Annotated in this window: 9 protein-coding genes and 4 pseudogenes; 10 read left to right on the forward strand and 3 right to left on the reverse strand. The window is 46.8% G+C overall.

Going from position 1 to position 15,606, the window contains the following annotated elements:
• Positions 1-114 precede the first annotated feature (114 nt).
• The 6 genes and pseudogenes from PKHYL_RS02325 (at position 115) to PKHYL_RS02350 (ending at position 5,389) form a co-directional block, all read left to right on the forward strand.
• Positions 115-933, forward strand: a complete 819-nt coding sequence (locus PKHYL_RS02325; RefSeq protein ID WP_240365886.1) for an enoyl-CoA hydratase/isomerase family protein — start codon at positions 115-117, stop codon at positions 931-933.
• 70 nt (positions 934-1,003) lie between these two features.
• Positions 1,004-2,445: pseudogene (locus PKHYL_RS02330) on the forward strand (acetyl-CoA carboxylase biotin carboxylase subunit); the annotation flags it as partial.
• A 374-nt stretch (positions 2,446-2,819) separates the two neighbouring features.
• Positions 2,820-2,999 (forward strand): hypothetical protein, encoded by a 180-nt coding sequence (locus tag PKHYL_RS02335; protein WP_240365887.1) that lies wholly within the window; start codon positions 2,820-2,822, stop codon positions 2,997-2,999.
• On the forward strand, positions 2,996-3,118 hold the full coding sequence (locus PKHYL_RS02340) for an acetyl-CoA carboxylase biotin carboxyl carrier protein subunit (RefSeq protein WP_240365888.1): 123 nt from the start codon (positions 2,996-2,998) through the stop codon (positions 3,116-3,118). Before PKHYL_RS02335 ends, PKHYL_RS02340 begins: the two co-directional genes overlap by 4 nt.
• Positions 3,119-3,133: 15 nt before the next feature.
• Positions 3,134-4,054, forward strand: a complete 921-nt coding sequence (locus PKHYL_RS02345; protein ID WP_071002321.1) for a hydroxymethylglutaryl-CoA lyase — start codon at positions 3,134-3,136, stop codon at positions 4,052-4,054.
• Positions 4,055-4,201: 147 nt separating this feature from the next.
• Positions 4,202-5,389, forward strand: a complete 1,188-nt coding sequence (locus tag PKHYL_RS02350; protein ID WP_071002320.1) for an isovaleryl-CoA dehydrogenase — start codon at positions 4,202-4,204, stop codon at positions 5,387-5,389.
• 153 nt (positions 5,390-5,542) lie between these two features.
• On the opposite strand, the pseudogene PKHYL_RS02355 reads toward PKHYL_RS02350, so the two are convergent.
• Positions 5,543-6,252 (reverse strand): annotated as a pseudogene (locus tag PKHYL_RS02355) (pantothenate kinase).
• Between the two features lie 195 nt (positions 6,253-6,447).
• Positions 6,448-7,299, reverse strand: coding sequence for a biotin--[acetyl-CoA-carboxylase] ligase (locus PKHYL_RS02360; protein ID WP_240365889.1), 852 nt, complete (start codon positions 7,297-7,299; stop codon positions 6,448-6,450).
• 453 nt (positions 7,300-7,752) lie between these two features.
• Between PKHYL_RS02360 and PKHYL_RS02365 the strand changes: the two genes are divergently transcribed.
• Positions 7,753-8,556: a sulfite exporter TauE/SafE family protein gene (locus PKHYL_RS02365; protein WP_240366480.1), complete on the forward strand. Its 804-nt coding sequence runs from the start codon at positions 7,753-7,755 to the stop codon at positions 8,554-8,556.
• A gap of 149 nt (positions 8,557-8,705) precedes the next feature.
• Here PKHYL_RS02365 and PKHYL_RS02370 read toward each other — a convergent pair whose 3' ends face one another.
• On the reverse strand, positions 8,706-9,554 hold the full coding sequence (locus tag PKHYL_RS02370; RefSeq protein WP_240365890.1) for an IS630 family transposase: 849 nt from the start codon (positions 9,552-9,554) through the stop codon (positions 8,706-8,708).
• A 50-nt stretch (positions 9,555-9,604) separates the two neighbouring features.
• Here PKHYL_RS02370 and PKHYL_RS02375 point away from each other — a divergent pair.
• The 3 genes and pseudogenes from PKHYL_RS02375 to PKHYL_RS02395 all read left to right on the forward strand — a co-directional run bounded on the left by PKHYL_RS02375 (position 9,605) and on the right by PKHYL_RS02395 (position 15,447).
• Positions 9,605-10,485 (forward strand): annotated as a pseudogene (locus tag PKHYL_RS02375) (STM4504/CBY_0614 family protein).
• A 12-nt stretch (positions 10,486-10,497) separates the two neighbouring features.
• Positions 10,498-11,439 carry a hypothetical protein gene (locus PKHYL_RS02380; RefSeq protein ID WP_240365892.1) on the forward strand — a complete coding sequence of 314 codons (942 nt, stop codon included), beginning with the start codon at positions 10,498-10,500 and terminating at the stop codon, positions 11,437-11,439.
• A gap of 66 nt (positions 11,440-11,505) precedes the next feature.
• Positions 11,506-15,447 (forward strand): annotated as a pseudogene (locus PKHYL_RS02395) (AAA family ATPase).
• Positions 15,448-15,606 lie beyond the last annotated feature (159 nt).

The raw sequence follows: 15,606 nt of genomic DNA on the forward strand, positions 1-15,606 counted from the left end.
TACCGCAACATCGGGTTTTGACATCTTACTTTCTTATATGAGCATTATGATGGATGACCCAAACGTTGGGCTAAGTATTTACATAGACATATAAATAGGAACATAGAGAAAGTTATGAAAGAAGCAAAATCAAAAAATAGTAATCATTATAAAAGTCTATTAGTCGATATAAAACAACACGTCGCTACCGTGACGTTAAATCGTCCCGAGATACGCAATGCCTTTAATGACGAGATGATCGCCGAGCTGACAGAGGCTTTCACTGTGCTTGGTGCTGACGATGACGTACGTGTCATTGTGTTAGCCGCTGCTGGCAAAGCGTTCTGTGCAGGCGCTGATCTTAATTGGATGCGCGCCATGGCGGATTATAGCTATGAAGAGAATCTAGCGGATGCGGATAAATTGGCGCAAATGCTTAAGACAATTTATGAGTGTCCTAAGCCGACGATTGCGGCAATACAAGGCGATGTCTATGCAGGTGGTATGGGTCTCGTTGCCGTCTGTGATGTGGCCATCGCTGTGAAGATTGCCAACTTTTGCCTGAGCGAAGTGCGCTTGGGCTTGGCACCTGCGACCATCAGTCCTTATGTCATCCGAGCGATGGGCGCTAGAGCTGCGCAGCGTTACTTCTTAAGTGCTGAGGTGTTTGATGCCAAAAAAGCACGTCAGCTTGGCTTTATCCATGAGCGCGTGAGCGAAGAATGGTTAGATGATGAGGTCACGACACTTTGTGCCAAAATGGTTAAAAACAGCCCCGATGCGGTCAAAACCTGCAAGCAGCTATTACACGATGTTGCTGGCGCGCCCATCACTGATGAGCTGATTGCTGATACGGTAAAAGGTATTGCGGATATTCGCGCATCAACACAAGGAAAGGAGGGCGTGCAAGCATTTTTGCAAAAGCGCAAGCCTGATTGGTTGACAGCAAACTAACGATAAACGAATAGATAAACGGACAAATAGACAAGACGTCAAATAATAATGACAAGATACAGGGATAGTTATGTTTTCTAAAATTCTAATTGCCAACCGTGGTGAAATTGCTTGCCGAGTGGCCGCAACTGCCAAGCGTCTTGGCGTCAGTACCGTCGCGGTGTATTCTGATGCTGATCGCGAAGCCAAGCACGTGGCGGTTTGTGATGAAGCGATCTATCTAGGCGGTTCGGCACCGAAAGACAGCTATCTCAAAGGTGATGCCATTATTGCCATCGCCAAGCAAACAGGTGCTGAGGCCATCCACCCAGGCTATGGGTTTTTGAGTGAAAACGCCGATTTTGCACAGGCCTGCCAAGAGGCTGGTTTGGTGTTTATCGGACCCTCTGCTGAGGCGATTCGCGCCATGGGCGGCAAATCTGAGTCCAAGCGCTTGATGGAGGCCGCTGGCGTGCCGCTGATACCCGGCTATCATGGTGACAATCAAGACGCCCAGTTTTTGCAGCAGCAAGCAGATGATATTGGCTATCCTGTCTTAATCAAAGCGAGTGCAGGCGGCGGCGGCAAAGGCATGCGTATCGTTGAGCAAAGCAGTGATTTTATTGACTTGCTTGACTCGTGCCGCCGTGAAGCAATTACCAGTTTTGGCAATGATCAAGTGTTGATCGAAAATATGCGCTCAAACCACGCCATATCGAAATCCAAGTATTTGGCGATACGCATGGCAATTATGTGCATCTGTTTGAGCGGGATTGCTCCGTGCAGCGTCGCCATCAAAAAGTATTGGAAGAAGCGCCAGCACCGGGTGTCGATAGGGCCATGCGTGAAGCGATGGGTACGGCTGCAATTGAGGCGGCGCGTGCGGTTAATTATGTCGGCGCTGGCACGGTTGAGTTTATTGTGGAGCAGCGCGAAGGCACGATGAATTTTTATTTCATGGAGATGAACACGCGCTTGCAAGTTGAACATCCGGTCAGCGAAGCCATTACTGGTGTGGATTTGGTCGAGTGGCAACTGTTGGTCGCTGCGGGTCAGCCATTGCCAAAATCGCAAGACGATTTGACGATCAATGGTCATGCGATCGAAGCGCGTATCTGTGCTGAAAACCCTGACAATAATTTTTTACCAGCGACGGGAACGTTGTTTACCTATCAGAAGCCTGAGCACAGCACCTTTGTCATTGATAAAAACGGCGCTGATGTGCGTATCGATGATGGCGTACGCGAGGGTGATGTCATCAGTCCCTTCTACGATTCTATGATTGCCAAGCTTATCGTCCACGCACCCACACGCGAGCAAGCGTTGGCGAGACTCGATCGTGCATTGGCGCAGACGCGTATCGTCGGTCTACCAAATAATGTGGCATTTTTGCGTTATATCTTAAATACCGACTCATTTAACAACGCCAATCTTGATACGGCGCTGATAGAGCGCGAGCAGGACAAGCTATTTGATCAGCATCCGCTTGGATTATCGACGCTTGTGGTGACGGCTATTACGCAGCAGCTTGCGAGTGAAGCCGTATTACAAAAGATCGACAACGACCCCTTTAGCAAACCGACAGGATTCCGTGCTTATAGCGATTACACTCGCTCATTTAGCCTCATTTATAATGAGCAGTCCTATTATGCTCGTATCAGTAACTGGCACAATGTGAGTGGCGCTGAACGCAAAAGGGCGGTGACAATCTCAGTAGCTTTGCGCTTGTCATTGGTAAAGAAGTCGCGAACACGCAGGATGATAGCAATATCAATGTCGCCGCTCAGACTGAAACGGTTTATGAAGGCCAAGTCAGCTATGATAGCAGTGATGCGCACAATCATACCTTATGGTTAGAGGGTGCACGTATCAGTGCGCAGAGCTGGGTTAGTAATGAGACAGTTTATGTGTTCACAGATAGCGGATGCGATGAGATTACCTTAATTGATGTGATGGCGCATGTGGGTGAAGACACAGCAGCAGTCGGCAGCCTAAAATCACCGATGCCAGGGCAAGTCGTTGCATTCAAAGTAGCTGTTGGCGATACTGTGAAAAAGGCGAACCACTTGCGGTCATCGAAGCCATGAAGATCGAACATACCATTACCGCACCAAATGATGGTGTGGTAGCAGAACTATTATTTGCAGCAGGTGATTTGGTCGCTGATGGTGATGAGCTACTGCGTATCGATAGTGAAAGCGAATAGAAAAGGACAATAAGCATGAGCCACTCGTATCCAAGCCATGTCACCATCGTCGATGTCAGTCCGCGTGATGGATTGCAAAACGAATCCATGACGGTACCGACCGAGGTTAAACAAGCCTTAATCAATGATTTAATTGACGCAGGGATTAAAAAACTGGAGGTGACCAGTTTTGTCTCGCCAAAGTGGGTGCCACAAATGGGCGATAACAGCGCATTGCTTGATGCGCTTGCGCCAACGCGGCAGAAGGACGTTTGTTACTCAGTACTCGTGCCCAATATGCGCGGCTTTGACAATGCGATTGCCTACCGTCCTGATGAAATTGTTATTTTTGGTTCAGCCAGCGAAACCTTTAGCCAAAAAAATATCAATTGCAGTATCGATGAGAGTATTGAGCGTTTCACGCCCGTTGCCGCTGCGGCAAAAGCGCAAGGTATCAAAGTACGCGGCGTTATCTCTTGTACCGTTGGTTGTCCTTATGAAGGCGAGATTGACCCTAGCCAAGTCGCTTACGTGACCAAGCGGTTGATTGAGATTGGTTCAGAGCAGATTGGCATTGCCGATACGATCGGTGTGGGTACGCCGCTCAAAGTACAGCGTGCCCTACAAGCAGCGCTTGAGTATGCTGATATTGCCATGTTATCAGGTCACTTTCATGATACTTACGGTCAAGCACTCAGCAATACCCTAGCGGCATTACAAATGGGTGTCAGCGAATTTGATACCTCAGTCGCAGGCCTCGGTGGCTGTCCGTATGCCAAAGGCGCAACGGGCAATGTCGCGACCGAAGATGTGGTATATATGCTGCATGGCATGGGTATCAGCACGGGTATCGATTTGGAAAAATTGGTCGTGGCAGGCGAGCGTATTAGTGGGTTTTTAAAGCGTCCAAATGGCTCAAACGTGGCACGGGCTTTGATTAATAAATGTCAGTCTTAAAAAATTATCGTAAAATGAAATATAGTCGAACCACTATTAAAGTGTTACAGCGTTAGACTCGTTTAGCCTACTACTGTAGTACTTACACTCGTCTGCCTTGTACCACTTTTAATATTGATTGACTATACTAAAAAACAAGGAATGGTCATGAGTTTACCTGGATTGAATTTTCAGCTTGGCGAAGATATTGACGCGCTACGTGCTGTCGTACAGCAGTTTGCGGCCAATGAGATTGCCCCGCGTGCAAGCGAGATCGACAGCAGTGATGAGTTCCCTATGGATCTGTGGCAAAAGATGGGCGATCTGGGTCTACATGGCATTACCGTCCCTGAAGAGTATGGCGGCTCCAACATGGGCTATGTCGCTCATATGGTGGCGATGGAAGAGATTAGCCGAGCGTCGGCATCGGTGGCGCTTAGCTATGGTGCGCATTCTAACTTGTGCATTAACCAAATCAAACGCAACGGCTCTGAAGCACAGAAACAAAAATATTTGCCAAAACTCATCAGCGGCGAGTTCATCGGTGCATTAGCAATGAGTGAGACCGGTGCTGGTTCAGATGTCGTCAGCATGAAGCTCAAAGCCGAAGAAAAAGACGGTAATTACATCTTGAACGGTAGCAAAATGTGGATCACCAATGGCCCTGATGCGGATGTGATGGTGGTCTATGCCAAGACCAATCCTGAAATGGGTGCCAAAGGTATGACCGCCTTTATCGTAGAAAAAGGTATGGAAGGGTTTGGTACCGCGCAAAAGCTCGATAAGCTTGGCATGCGTGGTAGCCATACGGGTGAGATGACTTTTAACAATGTCATCGTACCAAGCGACAATATCTTGGGCGGTCTCAATGAAGGCGTTAAGGTACTCATGAGTGGCCTAGATTATGAGCGTGCCGTATTAGCCGCAGGTCCTATTGGCATCATGCAGGCGGTGATGGACAATGTCGTCCCTTATATCCATGAGCGCAAGCAGTTTGGTCAAGCAATTGGTGAGTTTCAATTAATCCAAGGCAAAGCGGCTGATATGTATACTATTTTGCAGGCAGGTCGTAGCTTCTTATACACCGTTGGTAAAAACCTCGATATGCTAGACGCGCACGGCGCAGGACACAGCCGAGAAGTGCGAAAAGACTGTGCTAGTGTGATTTTATGGTGTGCCGAAAAAGCCACATGGATGGCAGGTGAGGGCATTCAGATATTTGGCGGTAATGGGTATACCAACGAGTATCCACTCGGTCGCTACTGGCGCGATGCTAAGCTGTATGAGATTGGCGCAGGTACTAGCGAGATTCGTCGTATGCTGGTCGGTCGTGAGCTGTTTAACGAGACCAAATAAAAAGGGTTAGAACAGTAGCTAGCAAAGCTTTGACCTTATAAAAGAGAAAAGTATCTAATAAAAAAGCAGCACGCTTTAAACGTGCTGCTTTTTTTGTCAGTGTGACAGTATGATATTGGCTTATCTATGACGGATTATGACTTATTACGATAATCAAAAATACCGTGCCAGACCATTTAATAATAAATCATCGCGCAAGCGTACGGGGCGATTGACATGCTGCGAGATAGTGGCCGCATCGCCGCCTGTCATGATCACTTCAAAGTTTGGGTGACGACGACTAATCTCATTGATTGCACCAACGATAGAGAGCAAGATGCCACGGTGCACCGCGTCTTGGGTGGTCATGCCTTGGCTAACACTATCAAACGTGCCGTTAGAGATGGTGATTTGCTTGGTTCCAGAAAACAGAGACTCGCGTTGTAGGTAAATACTGGGGAAGATATAACCACCCAAATGCTCAGCGTGATCAATCAAGTCAATGGTCACTGCCGTACCGCAGCCGATCACGCATTGGCGTTTTTTCTTATCGACGGCTCCTAGCATCTGTAGCCAGCGATCACAGCCGAGCTGCTGGTCATTATAAGCACTTTTCATAGCGCATGCGCGGCATCAACATGGACAAACTCAAATGGAATGTTCAAACGACTGAGCGTCTCTGATACTTGGGCATTGAGCGCATCGCCCAGTACGGATGAGATACCAATAAAATCGGGCGCATAACGCTCAAAGCGGTCAGTCAGACCCATGAGTAATTCAGCGGGTGCTTGCAGATGCTGCTTGGCATCATGTGAGACTATCTGCCCGATATCGTCGGTCAGCCAGTATTTTAGGCGGGTATTGCCAAGATCAAGCCAGAGCATAAAAATCCCTTTATATAGCGCTCGTTAATGATGGTGCTCGTCAGTGTTATGATTAAGCCTAGGGCGTGTCCCTAATAAATAACGTCAATACGCCCAGTAAAAAGCGTAGAAATCTTACCGTTATCTTGCTGTAATTGCAAACACCCATGAGTGTCGACACCGCAAGCGACTCCCGTCATGACTTTTTTCTCATTATTATAGTCTTGGGTAACACGTAAACGCAGACCGGCTAGCGCATCCATCGCTGCAAACTGCTGCAAAAAATCCATCTAAATAATAGGTATGCCCCGTTGGTTTTTCGATGGCCAAATGCTCAAAGCGAATCATCGCTGCCATCAGTGCTTTGCTCATCTGCTGATACAATGTTTGTAAGTCTGGCAGGCTCGTGGCAGCTGCCACTTCTGGATGTAGCAACTCATGGATGTCCTGTAAGCTGATCGCTTGATAACTCATCCCCTCAGAGGTTTGCGCGGTGAGCGTTGGCGCAGCTTTTACATTCAACCCAATGCCTAGTACCACACCAACCAGCTTGCCAGATTTGGTCACGGGTTCTATCAAGATGCCAGCGAGTTTTTGAAAGGGCAATGTGCGCTGAAGTGAGATGGCGCTGTCTAAAGCTGAACCGTCGGGTGCAGAGTGCGCCAATTCAGAATGATGACTGGCTTGACTCTGATAAAACCCCAAATCATTTGCCCATTTCACCCCAATTGGCGTCAGACCTTGCGCTTGTAGTTGTTCATTTACGGTTTGGATAACAGGCATTTTTGCCAGCTCAAGACCAATAATCAAAGACAGTAGCCCACTAACTGGCATATGCACCGGATGGTACAACGACAGGTAGACATTGCCGCGTGGTGACTGCCACGAGCGCCCATGTTGTCCACGTCCCGCGCTCTGCGTCTCTGCGGTCAAGACGTGTACGGTAGCAGCATCTAGCGTGCCATCTTGCAGTGCTGCGATCAGCTCGCTATTGGTCGAGGTGCTACTGGCAACGTGACGGTGGTTAAGCTCGGATAAAGCGGGAGAAAAATTGGTGAGTGGTGACATAAGTTTAATCGATGTGGTTAAAGGAAACTTTGATATACTAAGCGGTTACCAAAGACAGCATACCAAAGACAGAATAAAGGTCACGTTGAGATTTGGCAAATACAGTTAAGTGCGCTAAGAAACCAGTAAGTAGGCAATAAAATTAATACTAGGGCGTGTTGAACATTCGCAAATAGGCACTGCTGATTGCTAAAATTGTTCCAGACAAGGCACAAAGCGACGATAATGCAGATGCCTAAGCGAGATTTGTAACGCAGTATGGGGCAATTTTAGCATCAGCCCCAACGATAAAGTAGGGGACTCTTTTTTGCCGCTTCATTGTTAAAAATAAGCGCTTAGAGTGACTAAACTTATTATTTTTAACATCGAATCGCCTAAAAAATAGTCGCTGTCAGTGCCATGGTCGAATGTTCAACACGCCCTAGGCCAGTATTATAAAAGGTTTGTTCTATGATGTTATATGTGTGGTTTGTGATTGCAGGGGCGTTTGCAGGTGTCAGTGCAGGCTTGTTTGGCGTGGGCGGCGGCATGATTATCGTCCCCGCCCTGGTCTGGATTTTTACCGCCTATGACTTTTCGCCAGAGGTGGTGACACACCTAGCTATTGGTACGTCTCTTGCGACCATTGTTGTGACCTCGATCAGCTCACTGACGGCTCACAATAAACGCGGCGGTGTCCGCTGGGAAGTGTGGCGCAAGATGGCGCTCGGCTTGGTGGCGGGGAGTTTGGTCGGCGCTGGTATCGCAGATATGATTGATGGTCAGGCGCTACAAGCCATCATCGGTGTTGGCGCGCTATTGGTTGCGCTAAAAATGCTGTTCTTTTCTAACAAAGAGCAAGTGGGCAAACCGCTGCCACCTGCTGGGGTACAGTTTGGCGCTGGTACGGGCATTGGCATGGCGTCCTCTATCTTTGGGATTGGCGGTGGTAGTTTGACCGTACCGTTTTTGAACTGGGCGGGGCTGCCGATGAAGCAATCGGTCGGTACGTCGGCGGCGTGTGGTCTGCCTATTGCTCTGGCTGGCGCGGCTGGATTTGCCTGGTTTGGTCAAGATGTGGTCAATCTGCCTGAGGGCACCATCGGATTTGTCCATGTCATAGGATTTTTGTGTATTTCGGTGGCGAGCTTTGCAATGGCAAAAGTGGGTGCCAAACTTGCTCATGTATTGCCTGCCTTGATGCTCAAGCGCGCGTTTGGCGTATTATTGATATTTGCAGGAGGGCAGTTGTTATTAAGTGGATTGGGTGTGATTTAGTTTTGGTGTAGTGAATTAGTTACTAATAATAAATTGAGGGTTCAATATGGCTATTACCGAATTATTCCATAAAAGACAGAAAAGAATTCGAGGCGAATATCCTGACGTTTACCAGTACGAAGAATTGCCTAACAAATTAAAAAGTATAGTCAGTTCAAAATAAAATTGTTATGGTTAGGACAAACATCATAAAACAACTTGGATAAGTCGTTTTCCAACCAGCCTTGGCGTAGAAACTTTACTTGTGCCCATTTCTTTTCAATAGGGTTCAAATCAGGGCTGTACGGTGGCAGCCATAGAATACGATGACCATGCCTATTCAGTAGCTTTTGAATGCGCTTCTTCTTATGAAATCGAGCGTTATCCATCACAATCACGCATTTGGTTTTAAGACTTGGGATTAGGGTTTGTTTGCACCAGTTGTAGAATATGCTGCTGTTAATGTTGTGCTTAAAGTAATCTAGTGCAAACAGCATCTTTTCATAGAGAGCACCGATAACGTTGGTTCGCTTTTTACCTTGCCAATTGTAGCTATCAATACAAGGTGTACCAATTAATGTGTACCCATGAGAGCGAATAGTCTCGTACTCAAAGCCGCTTTCATCCATGTAAACAATGGGATAGCCTTGTTGTTTAAAGATATCAAGCTTACTGTGATATATCGCTCTTTTAATCGGACAGGCTTTTGGATGTTCTAAGGTCTTTTTTTGACTGATACCAAGCCGTTTTAGGGCATGATGAATGCCTGTTTTACTACAGTTCAAACGACGTGCTCGCTCATACTGGTAATCGTCGGGATGTTCTTTGACATCATTAAGTAGCACGTCATCTGGTATTTTATAGGGTTTGGTTTGCCTGGTTGTTTTGCTATGAATACGCCGCTTCCAGTTCTGTATGGTGGTTGGGCTCAGATTATAAAACTCAGCCGCCTCGGCAAAGGTCATACCCTCGTCTAAGCTTTTTAGTACTTGCATACGAAAATCTAGTGAGTAAGTCATGGTCTTTATAATAACAATTGAATTTGATAATTAGTTTATAACACTTTTAGGTGGAATTGACTATACAAATTGTTCATATTTGGAACGAAACAATAGGTCAAGATCAATCTGGTATTAATTGGAGTCAATTAACCCTAAATCGTGAATACTTAAAAAATTGCTACAAAATATTATGCAAGGAAACTGGTGTTTTTAAGTTGAATGAAGATGATAGCAACGTAGAAGGGCTGATTATTTATTTTGAAAGTATTTATAAATATTTTTTGGAGGAAGAGTGTGCGGAAAAGGCATTAAGTGTAGTAGAACTGATGATGAAAACAATATCAAAATTCTCTAAAGAAAATAGACGTGAAGTCAACATAAATTTAGATGACACTATAAATGAATTAAATCATAGATTTCTTGAAAACGGTGTAGGTTATCAATATGAAAACGGTCAAATCGTTAGAGTGGACTCTGAGTTTATTCATGCTGAAGCGGTCAAACCCGCTTTACAGTTATTAAGTAACCCTACATACAGAGGTGCTCAAGAAGAGTTTTTAAACGCCCACGAACATTATCGTCATGGTCGTTACGATGCCGCTCTAACAGATTGTCTTAAAGCATTTGAAAGTACCATGAAAATCATACTAGATAAACATGATTGGGAATATGGCAAAAAGATACTTCAAAGAGGCTTATTGATTGTTGTCTAGCTAATGAACTGATACCAAAATTTTGGACTGATCATTTTAATTCATTAGGTAATATGCTTATCTCAAGCATAGGTACACCTCGAAATAAACTTAGTGGTCATGGCAAAGGTAATGATGAGATAGAAGTTCCTGAACACCTTATTCAGTATGTGCTACACATGACAGCGTCTACGATTGTATTTTTAATCAAAGCAGAAGAAAGGTTAAATAGAATAAACCTAGTATGTAAACCATGAGACATTATTAGTATGAAAGCAGCAGAAAAATATCGCCGTGTCTTTGGCTCGGTGAGTCATTTAAAAGACCAGATATCATGGACAACTGGTCTTACCAATATGGTAGAATTTTTGGCGTGGGAGCCCAAGCAAATTCTTGGAATCACCAAAAAGCAATATGTACGCCAAATCATTGAGTGGGCTACCCAGCCTGAGCTAGCAGGCAAAAGTGTAGAAGAGATTGAACACGCCATTATCAAAAAGCTCAACGCAAAAATGCATGACACGGAGCAATTAGAAACCTATTCATCCCAAAGAGTTGGCATCTGTCATCCTAGAGAAGCTGTGCGCCGCGTAAAATTCTTTTCTGAAGAGTATCTAAATAAAGAGTTCGATATCTTTTTAAGTTTATGTAGCGACGCCTATTTAGATTTATTTTATCAGCAATTCATCACCTTTGAGCCAAATGGGTCGTGGTCGACACATGGCAATAGTGGATTGTTTGAGGCAAGCACCGAGCTAAAAGCGATGTATATGGACAACTTGGCCTACAACCATCAGGCGAATGTGCTGGTAGCAAACGAATTGAAATTTAATGGTCGAAAAAACCCAGATCAGCTGCTCAAGTACTGTGTGATGTATGAGCATTTACTCGAAAAAGGCTTTATCAATAAAGGTGCCAAGTTTTTACTGCTGTTCATCGGTGGCAGTGAGCTAGAGCACAATAAACAGCGCTTAGCCGACCGAGAGCTGGCACTGTGTCACAAAAGACCCAAGAAATATCAGCATCTCTTAAGACCAGAGCTGTTAGATATTGTTGATCATCTACAAGTGGCCAGTATCACGTGGTCAGCATTGATTGCGTTCAATGATCGCTATCTAACAGAAAACAATGTCAGCCAAGTGGAGCAAAAACTATTACGAGGGTTTCATCAAAGCCTGAAGGCAAAATCGTTTATGCACTTAGACGTTTAATCCTAAAAACTCACGACAATTTCAGGTAGAATAGCCGCCTGTTTTCGCCACATCTATTGACTATTCATGCGTTTAAAATCTCTAAAGCTGGCAGGTTTTAAGTCCTTTGCCAACCCAACGACCTTTACCTTTCGTCATGGCATCACTGCCATCGTCGGGCCAAACGGCTGCGGCAAATCCAATGTGATTGATGCCATACGCTGGGTGCTGGTGAGACCTCTGCCAAGCAGCTGCGTGGCGGGGCGATGAGCGATGTCATCTTTGCTGGTACTCAAGACAAAGCGGCCAAGAGTGTGGCGAGTGTCGAGCTGACCTTTGAGCATACCCAAGATGAGCAAACGGGCATTCGCCATGAGCTTAACTTGTACCAAGAACTGTCCGTTCGCCGTCAGGTCAATAAAGACGGGCGCTCGGATTACTTTATCAATGGTACGCGCTGTCGTCGCCGCGATGTGGTCGATGTGTTCTTGGGAACAGGGCTGGGTGCGCGTAGTTATGCGGTCATTGAGCAAGGCATGATTGGGCGGATTGTTGAGTCAAGTCCCTTTGCAGCTGCGTGAGTTTATCGAAGAGGCGGCTGGGGTTTCGCGCTATCAGGCTCGCCGCGAAGAGACACAAAAAAAGCTTGAAAAGACAAGAGATAATTTGGCGCGTCTGCACGATATGCAAAGCGAGCTGCTGCGCCAACAAAAGGCACTGTCTAAACAGGCAGCGAGCGCGCAGCGTTACGAGGAGATCTCTCAGCTTGGCTGATATTGAGCAGCAGCTTGCTATTCAGCAGCTCTATCAGGCCAAGCAGCAGCATCAGCAGCAAAAAATCATACATGAGCGCAGTACGGCTGAAGTGTCAACATTGCAAGCGGATTATGACACGCTAAAGGCACAACAAGACAAGCTCACCGCTCGTATTAACCAAGAGCAATGGCTCAAAGATGATGCCCAAAGCGCGCATTACGAGCAGCAGCTGGGCTACCAAAACGCTGAGCATCAACTGAGTGATGCCACTGCACAGCTGGCAGCCATTGAGCAGCAACTGTCTCACTTGGCGCAGCAGCGCCAGCAATCACTCGCTGATATTGAGCGGCTTAACACTGAACAAGCTGAGCAGCAGCAAGCATTAGAGAGGTTACGCCCACAGCTCGCTGAGCTGAGCGACAAGCGTGATAACCACAAGCGTCATGAGCAGCCATTGCAGCGCGCATGGCATGACGCACAAAACCAGCTGTCGCGTCTGCAAGACAAGGCACGTACGCTTGAGCAGCAGCAGGCGATTAATACTCAAGCACAAAAGCGTCACCAGCAAAGCGATGATAAGTGGCAACGCCGCGAGCAAAATTGGCAAAACCTCTGGCAGCAATTGCAGCAGTCTATAGCGCCATCTGATAATACTAATGCTGTTAGTGCCAGTGCTGATGCAAGTCAGGCAGCAGACGAGCAAGACTTGCATCAGGTGCTAGAAGAGCAAGTCGCTAAGCTGAGCAAACAGCTACAGCAGATTGAGCGTCAGCAAGAAGGGGTGGATGAACGTCTGTCTGAGATACAGCCGCAAGCGCATCATTTGCAGCAGCGACTGAACACGCAGCAACGCGAGCTGAGCGATGATGAAAAACGTCATGCACTACTCGCAGGTGAATACGACACTTTGCATCAGATATTGCATCCAAAACCTATATCAAACTCTCAAAACAAAGCAGCTGCAACAAATAACACCGATAGTGGCGCTGTAAATACACAGCAATTGGCTATTACGACGCTGCGTGAACAGATTGAACTGAGCGCGAAGGGGCAAGCGCACGCACAGCTGCTCGATAGTGTTTTAGCGTTATGGCTAGATAGCCATGTATTAATTGCAAGCCACACCAATTCAGCACGTGCTGATCATGTGAATGATGCGGATCAAAAAGCCAATAGTTTGAGTTTGTGGCAAACACTTGAAGATGATGTTACTGATTTACTGACTTATCAAACCATACAAAACACCTCAGCCAGTACAAAAGACAAAACACTAGCAACGGGTCATAGCCTATGGTTGGCTGCGAAGCAAAATAAAACCAGAGACAGTGCCTTTATCAGCGACTTACCAGAGAGCTTAACTGATAAAGTGTTGCCATTATCACAGCTGATTGCGCAGCCTGCGCTTGTGCTTTGGCAGCAGTGTTATCTATACACAGCACAGTTTGAGTCTACTAGTGAGCATGATATTAACGTGTTTGCCGATGTCTTAAAGTCATTACCGTCATCAGCGCTTCTACTGACTGCTGATGGTTGGGTCATTAGTTGTCAAGGCACATTAAACTTGAGCAAACTTGCGGGCGCGCAAGACGATCAAAGCGAGGGCAGCAGTCAGTTTCTCACCCAGCGTTTGGCGCAGCGCACGCGTTTGCAAACGCTAGAGGACCTGCTCGGTGAGCTAGAGTTGAGCATCGACAATCAGCAAAAATCCATCGCAAAACACCAGCGCGATTATGATGCGTTGATAGTCAGTTTGGAAGAAACGCGCGCCCAAGCTGAGCAATTAACCCGTGATAAGCATAAATACCAGCAGCAACTGACGACCGATCGCGCCAACGCTGAGCGCTTGCAAGCAGACAGCCAACGCCTAAATGCTGACAAAGTGACGCTTGAGCAAGAAAAGCAAGAGCTTGCGCATGAGGCGCAGACACTTCTTCATGAGCAGCAGGATATCGAACGCGAGATCGCCACACTCACGCCGCAAATAGTAGAAGCACGAGCGACCAATCAGCAATTACAATCTGAGCGCAGCGAGCTACACCGCGCACGTCAAGCCGATGATGAGGCTTGGCAGGCACTGCAGCTACGTATTCAGCAGCATGAGATGCGCCTAGAGCATAGCGTTAGCAGTCTGGCTCGTGCAACCGAGCAATATGACAAGTCATTAGAGAATGAGCAGAGTCTACAGGCGCGCCATGATAAGCAGCAGAGCACATTACCAACGTTGCAAGCCGCATTGCATAGCGCACAGACAACGCGCGATGAGCAGCAAGCGTTATTGAGTGAGCGTGATAGCGCGCTCACGGCACTAAAACAAGCGTATGCTGAGCAGCAGACGGCATTTGATACGTTGCAAAATACCTTGCAGACGCAGCAAAGCGAACTTGCACAGCATGCAACTGAGTTAGCATTAAGTGCCGCGCGTTTGGAGGATGCCAGTTCACATACACAAAGCGCTCTAGATGCTTATACTCAAGTGAGTGAGAAGTACAAAACGAAAGCAGAACAGCCTCAACAAACCATGAGTGTCTCAAACTTGCTGGCAGACTTTATCGCTCATGATCGCCGTGTGCGCCCAGACAAAATCGCTGAGCTTGCGTCCGAGCGCGCCAAGCTTGCGCAGCAATTAAGTAAGATTGGCGCTGTCAATCTTGCTGCTGTCGCGGAGTTGGCCGAGGTCAATGAGCGCTTGGAGCCACTTGCGCAGCAGACCACTGATATCGCCGCCAGTATGCAGACATTGACTGAAGCGATTGCTTCGATCGATGAGACGACCAAGACGCTATTTATGCAGACGCTCGATGCGGTCAATAATGAGCTGGCCAATTTGTTTGCTAAAGTATTTGGCGGCGGGCAAGCCAGTCTGACACTGAACACAGACGAGATGCCAGCCAATACGCCAAAGTCGGAGCAATGGCGGGCAGGGCTTACCTTGATGGCGCAGCCAAAAGGCAAGCGCAATAGCCGCCTAGCCGTACTCTCGGGCGGTGAAAAACGCTGACCGCATTGAGTTTGATTTTTGCGATATTTAAGCAGCATCCCGCACCGTTTTGTGTGCTTGATGAGGTCGATGCGCCGCTCGATGATGCCAATGTTGCGCGTTTTACTAGCCTCATTCATGAGTTGGCAGATGACTTGCAGTTTATCTTTATCAGTCATAATAAACTGACGATGCAGATTGCCGATGAGCTAAAAGGCATCACCATGCCAAGCGCAGGTATTTCTACCCTAGTCAGTGTGTCGCTTGATGAAGCCGCGCGTTATGTAGAGAGCTAAGACCAAAAAAGCCAAAATTAAAAGCGCTATGAGAATCAAAGCGATGCAAATATAATCAATCCATCGGCATAAATACAAATAAGCTTGACCTCAGTCCAGCATACTGGTTATAAAGTACACAATGTGGTGACGACATGGGTCAGCCATGCTAGAATATTG

Origin of the sequence: Psychrobacter sp. KH172YL61, from assembly GCF_007182895.1 — a bacterium.
Classification (GTDB): domain Bacteria; phylum Pseudomonadota; class Gammaproteobacteria; order Pseudomonadales; family Moraxellaceae; genus Psychrobacter; species Psychrobacter pacificensis.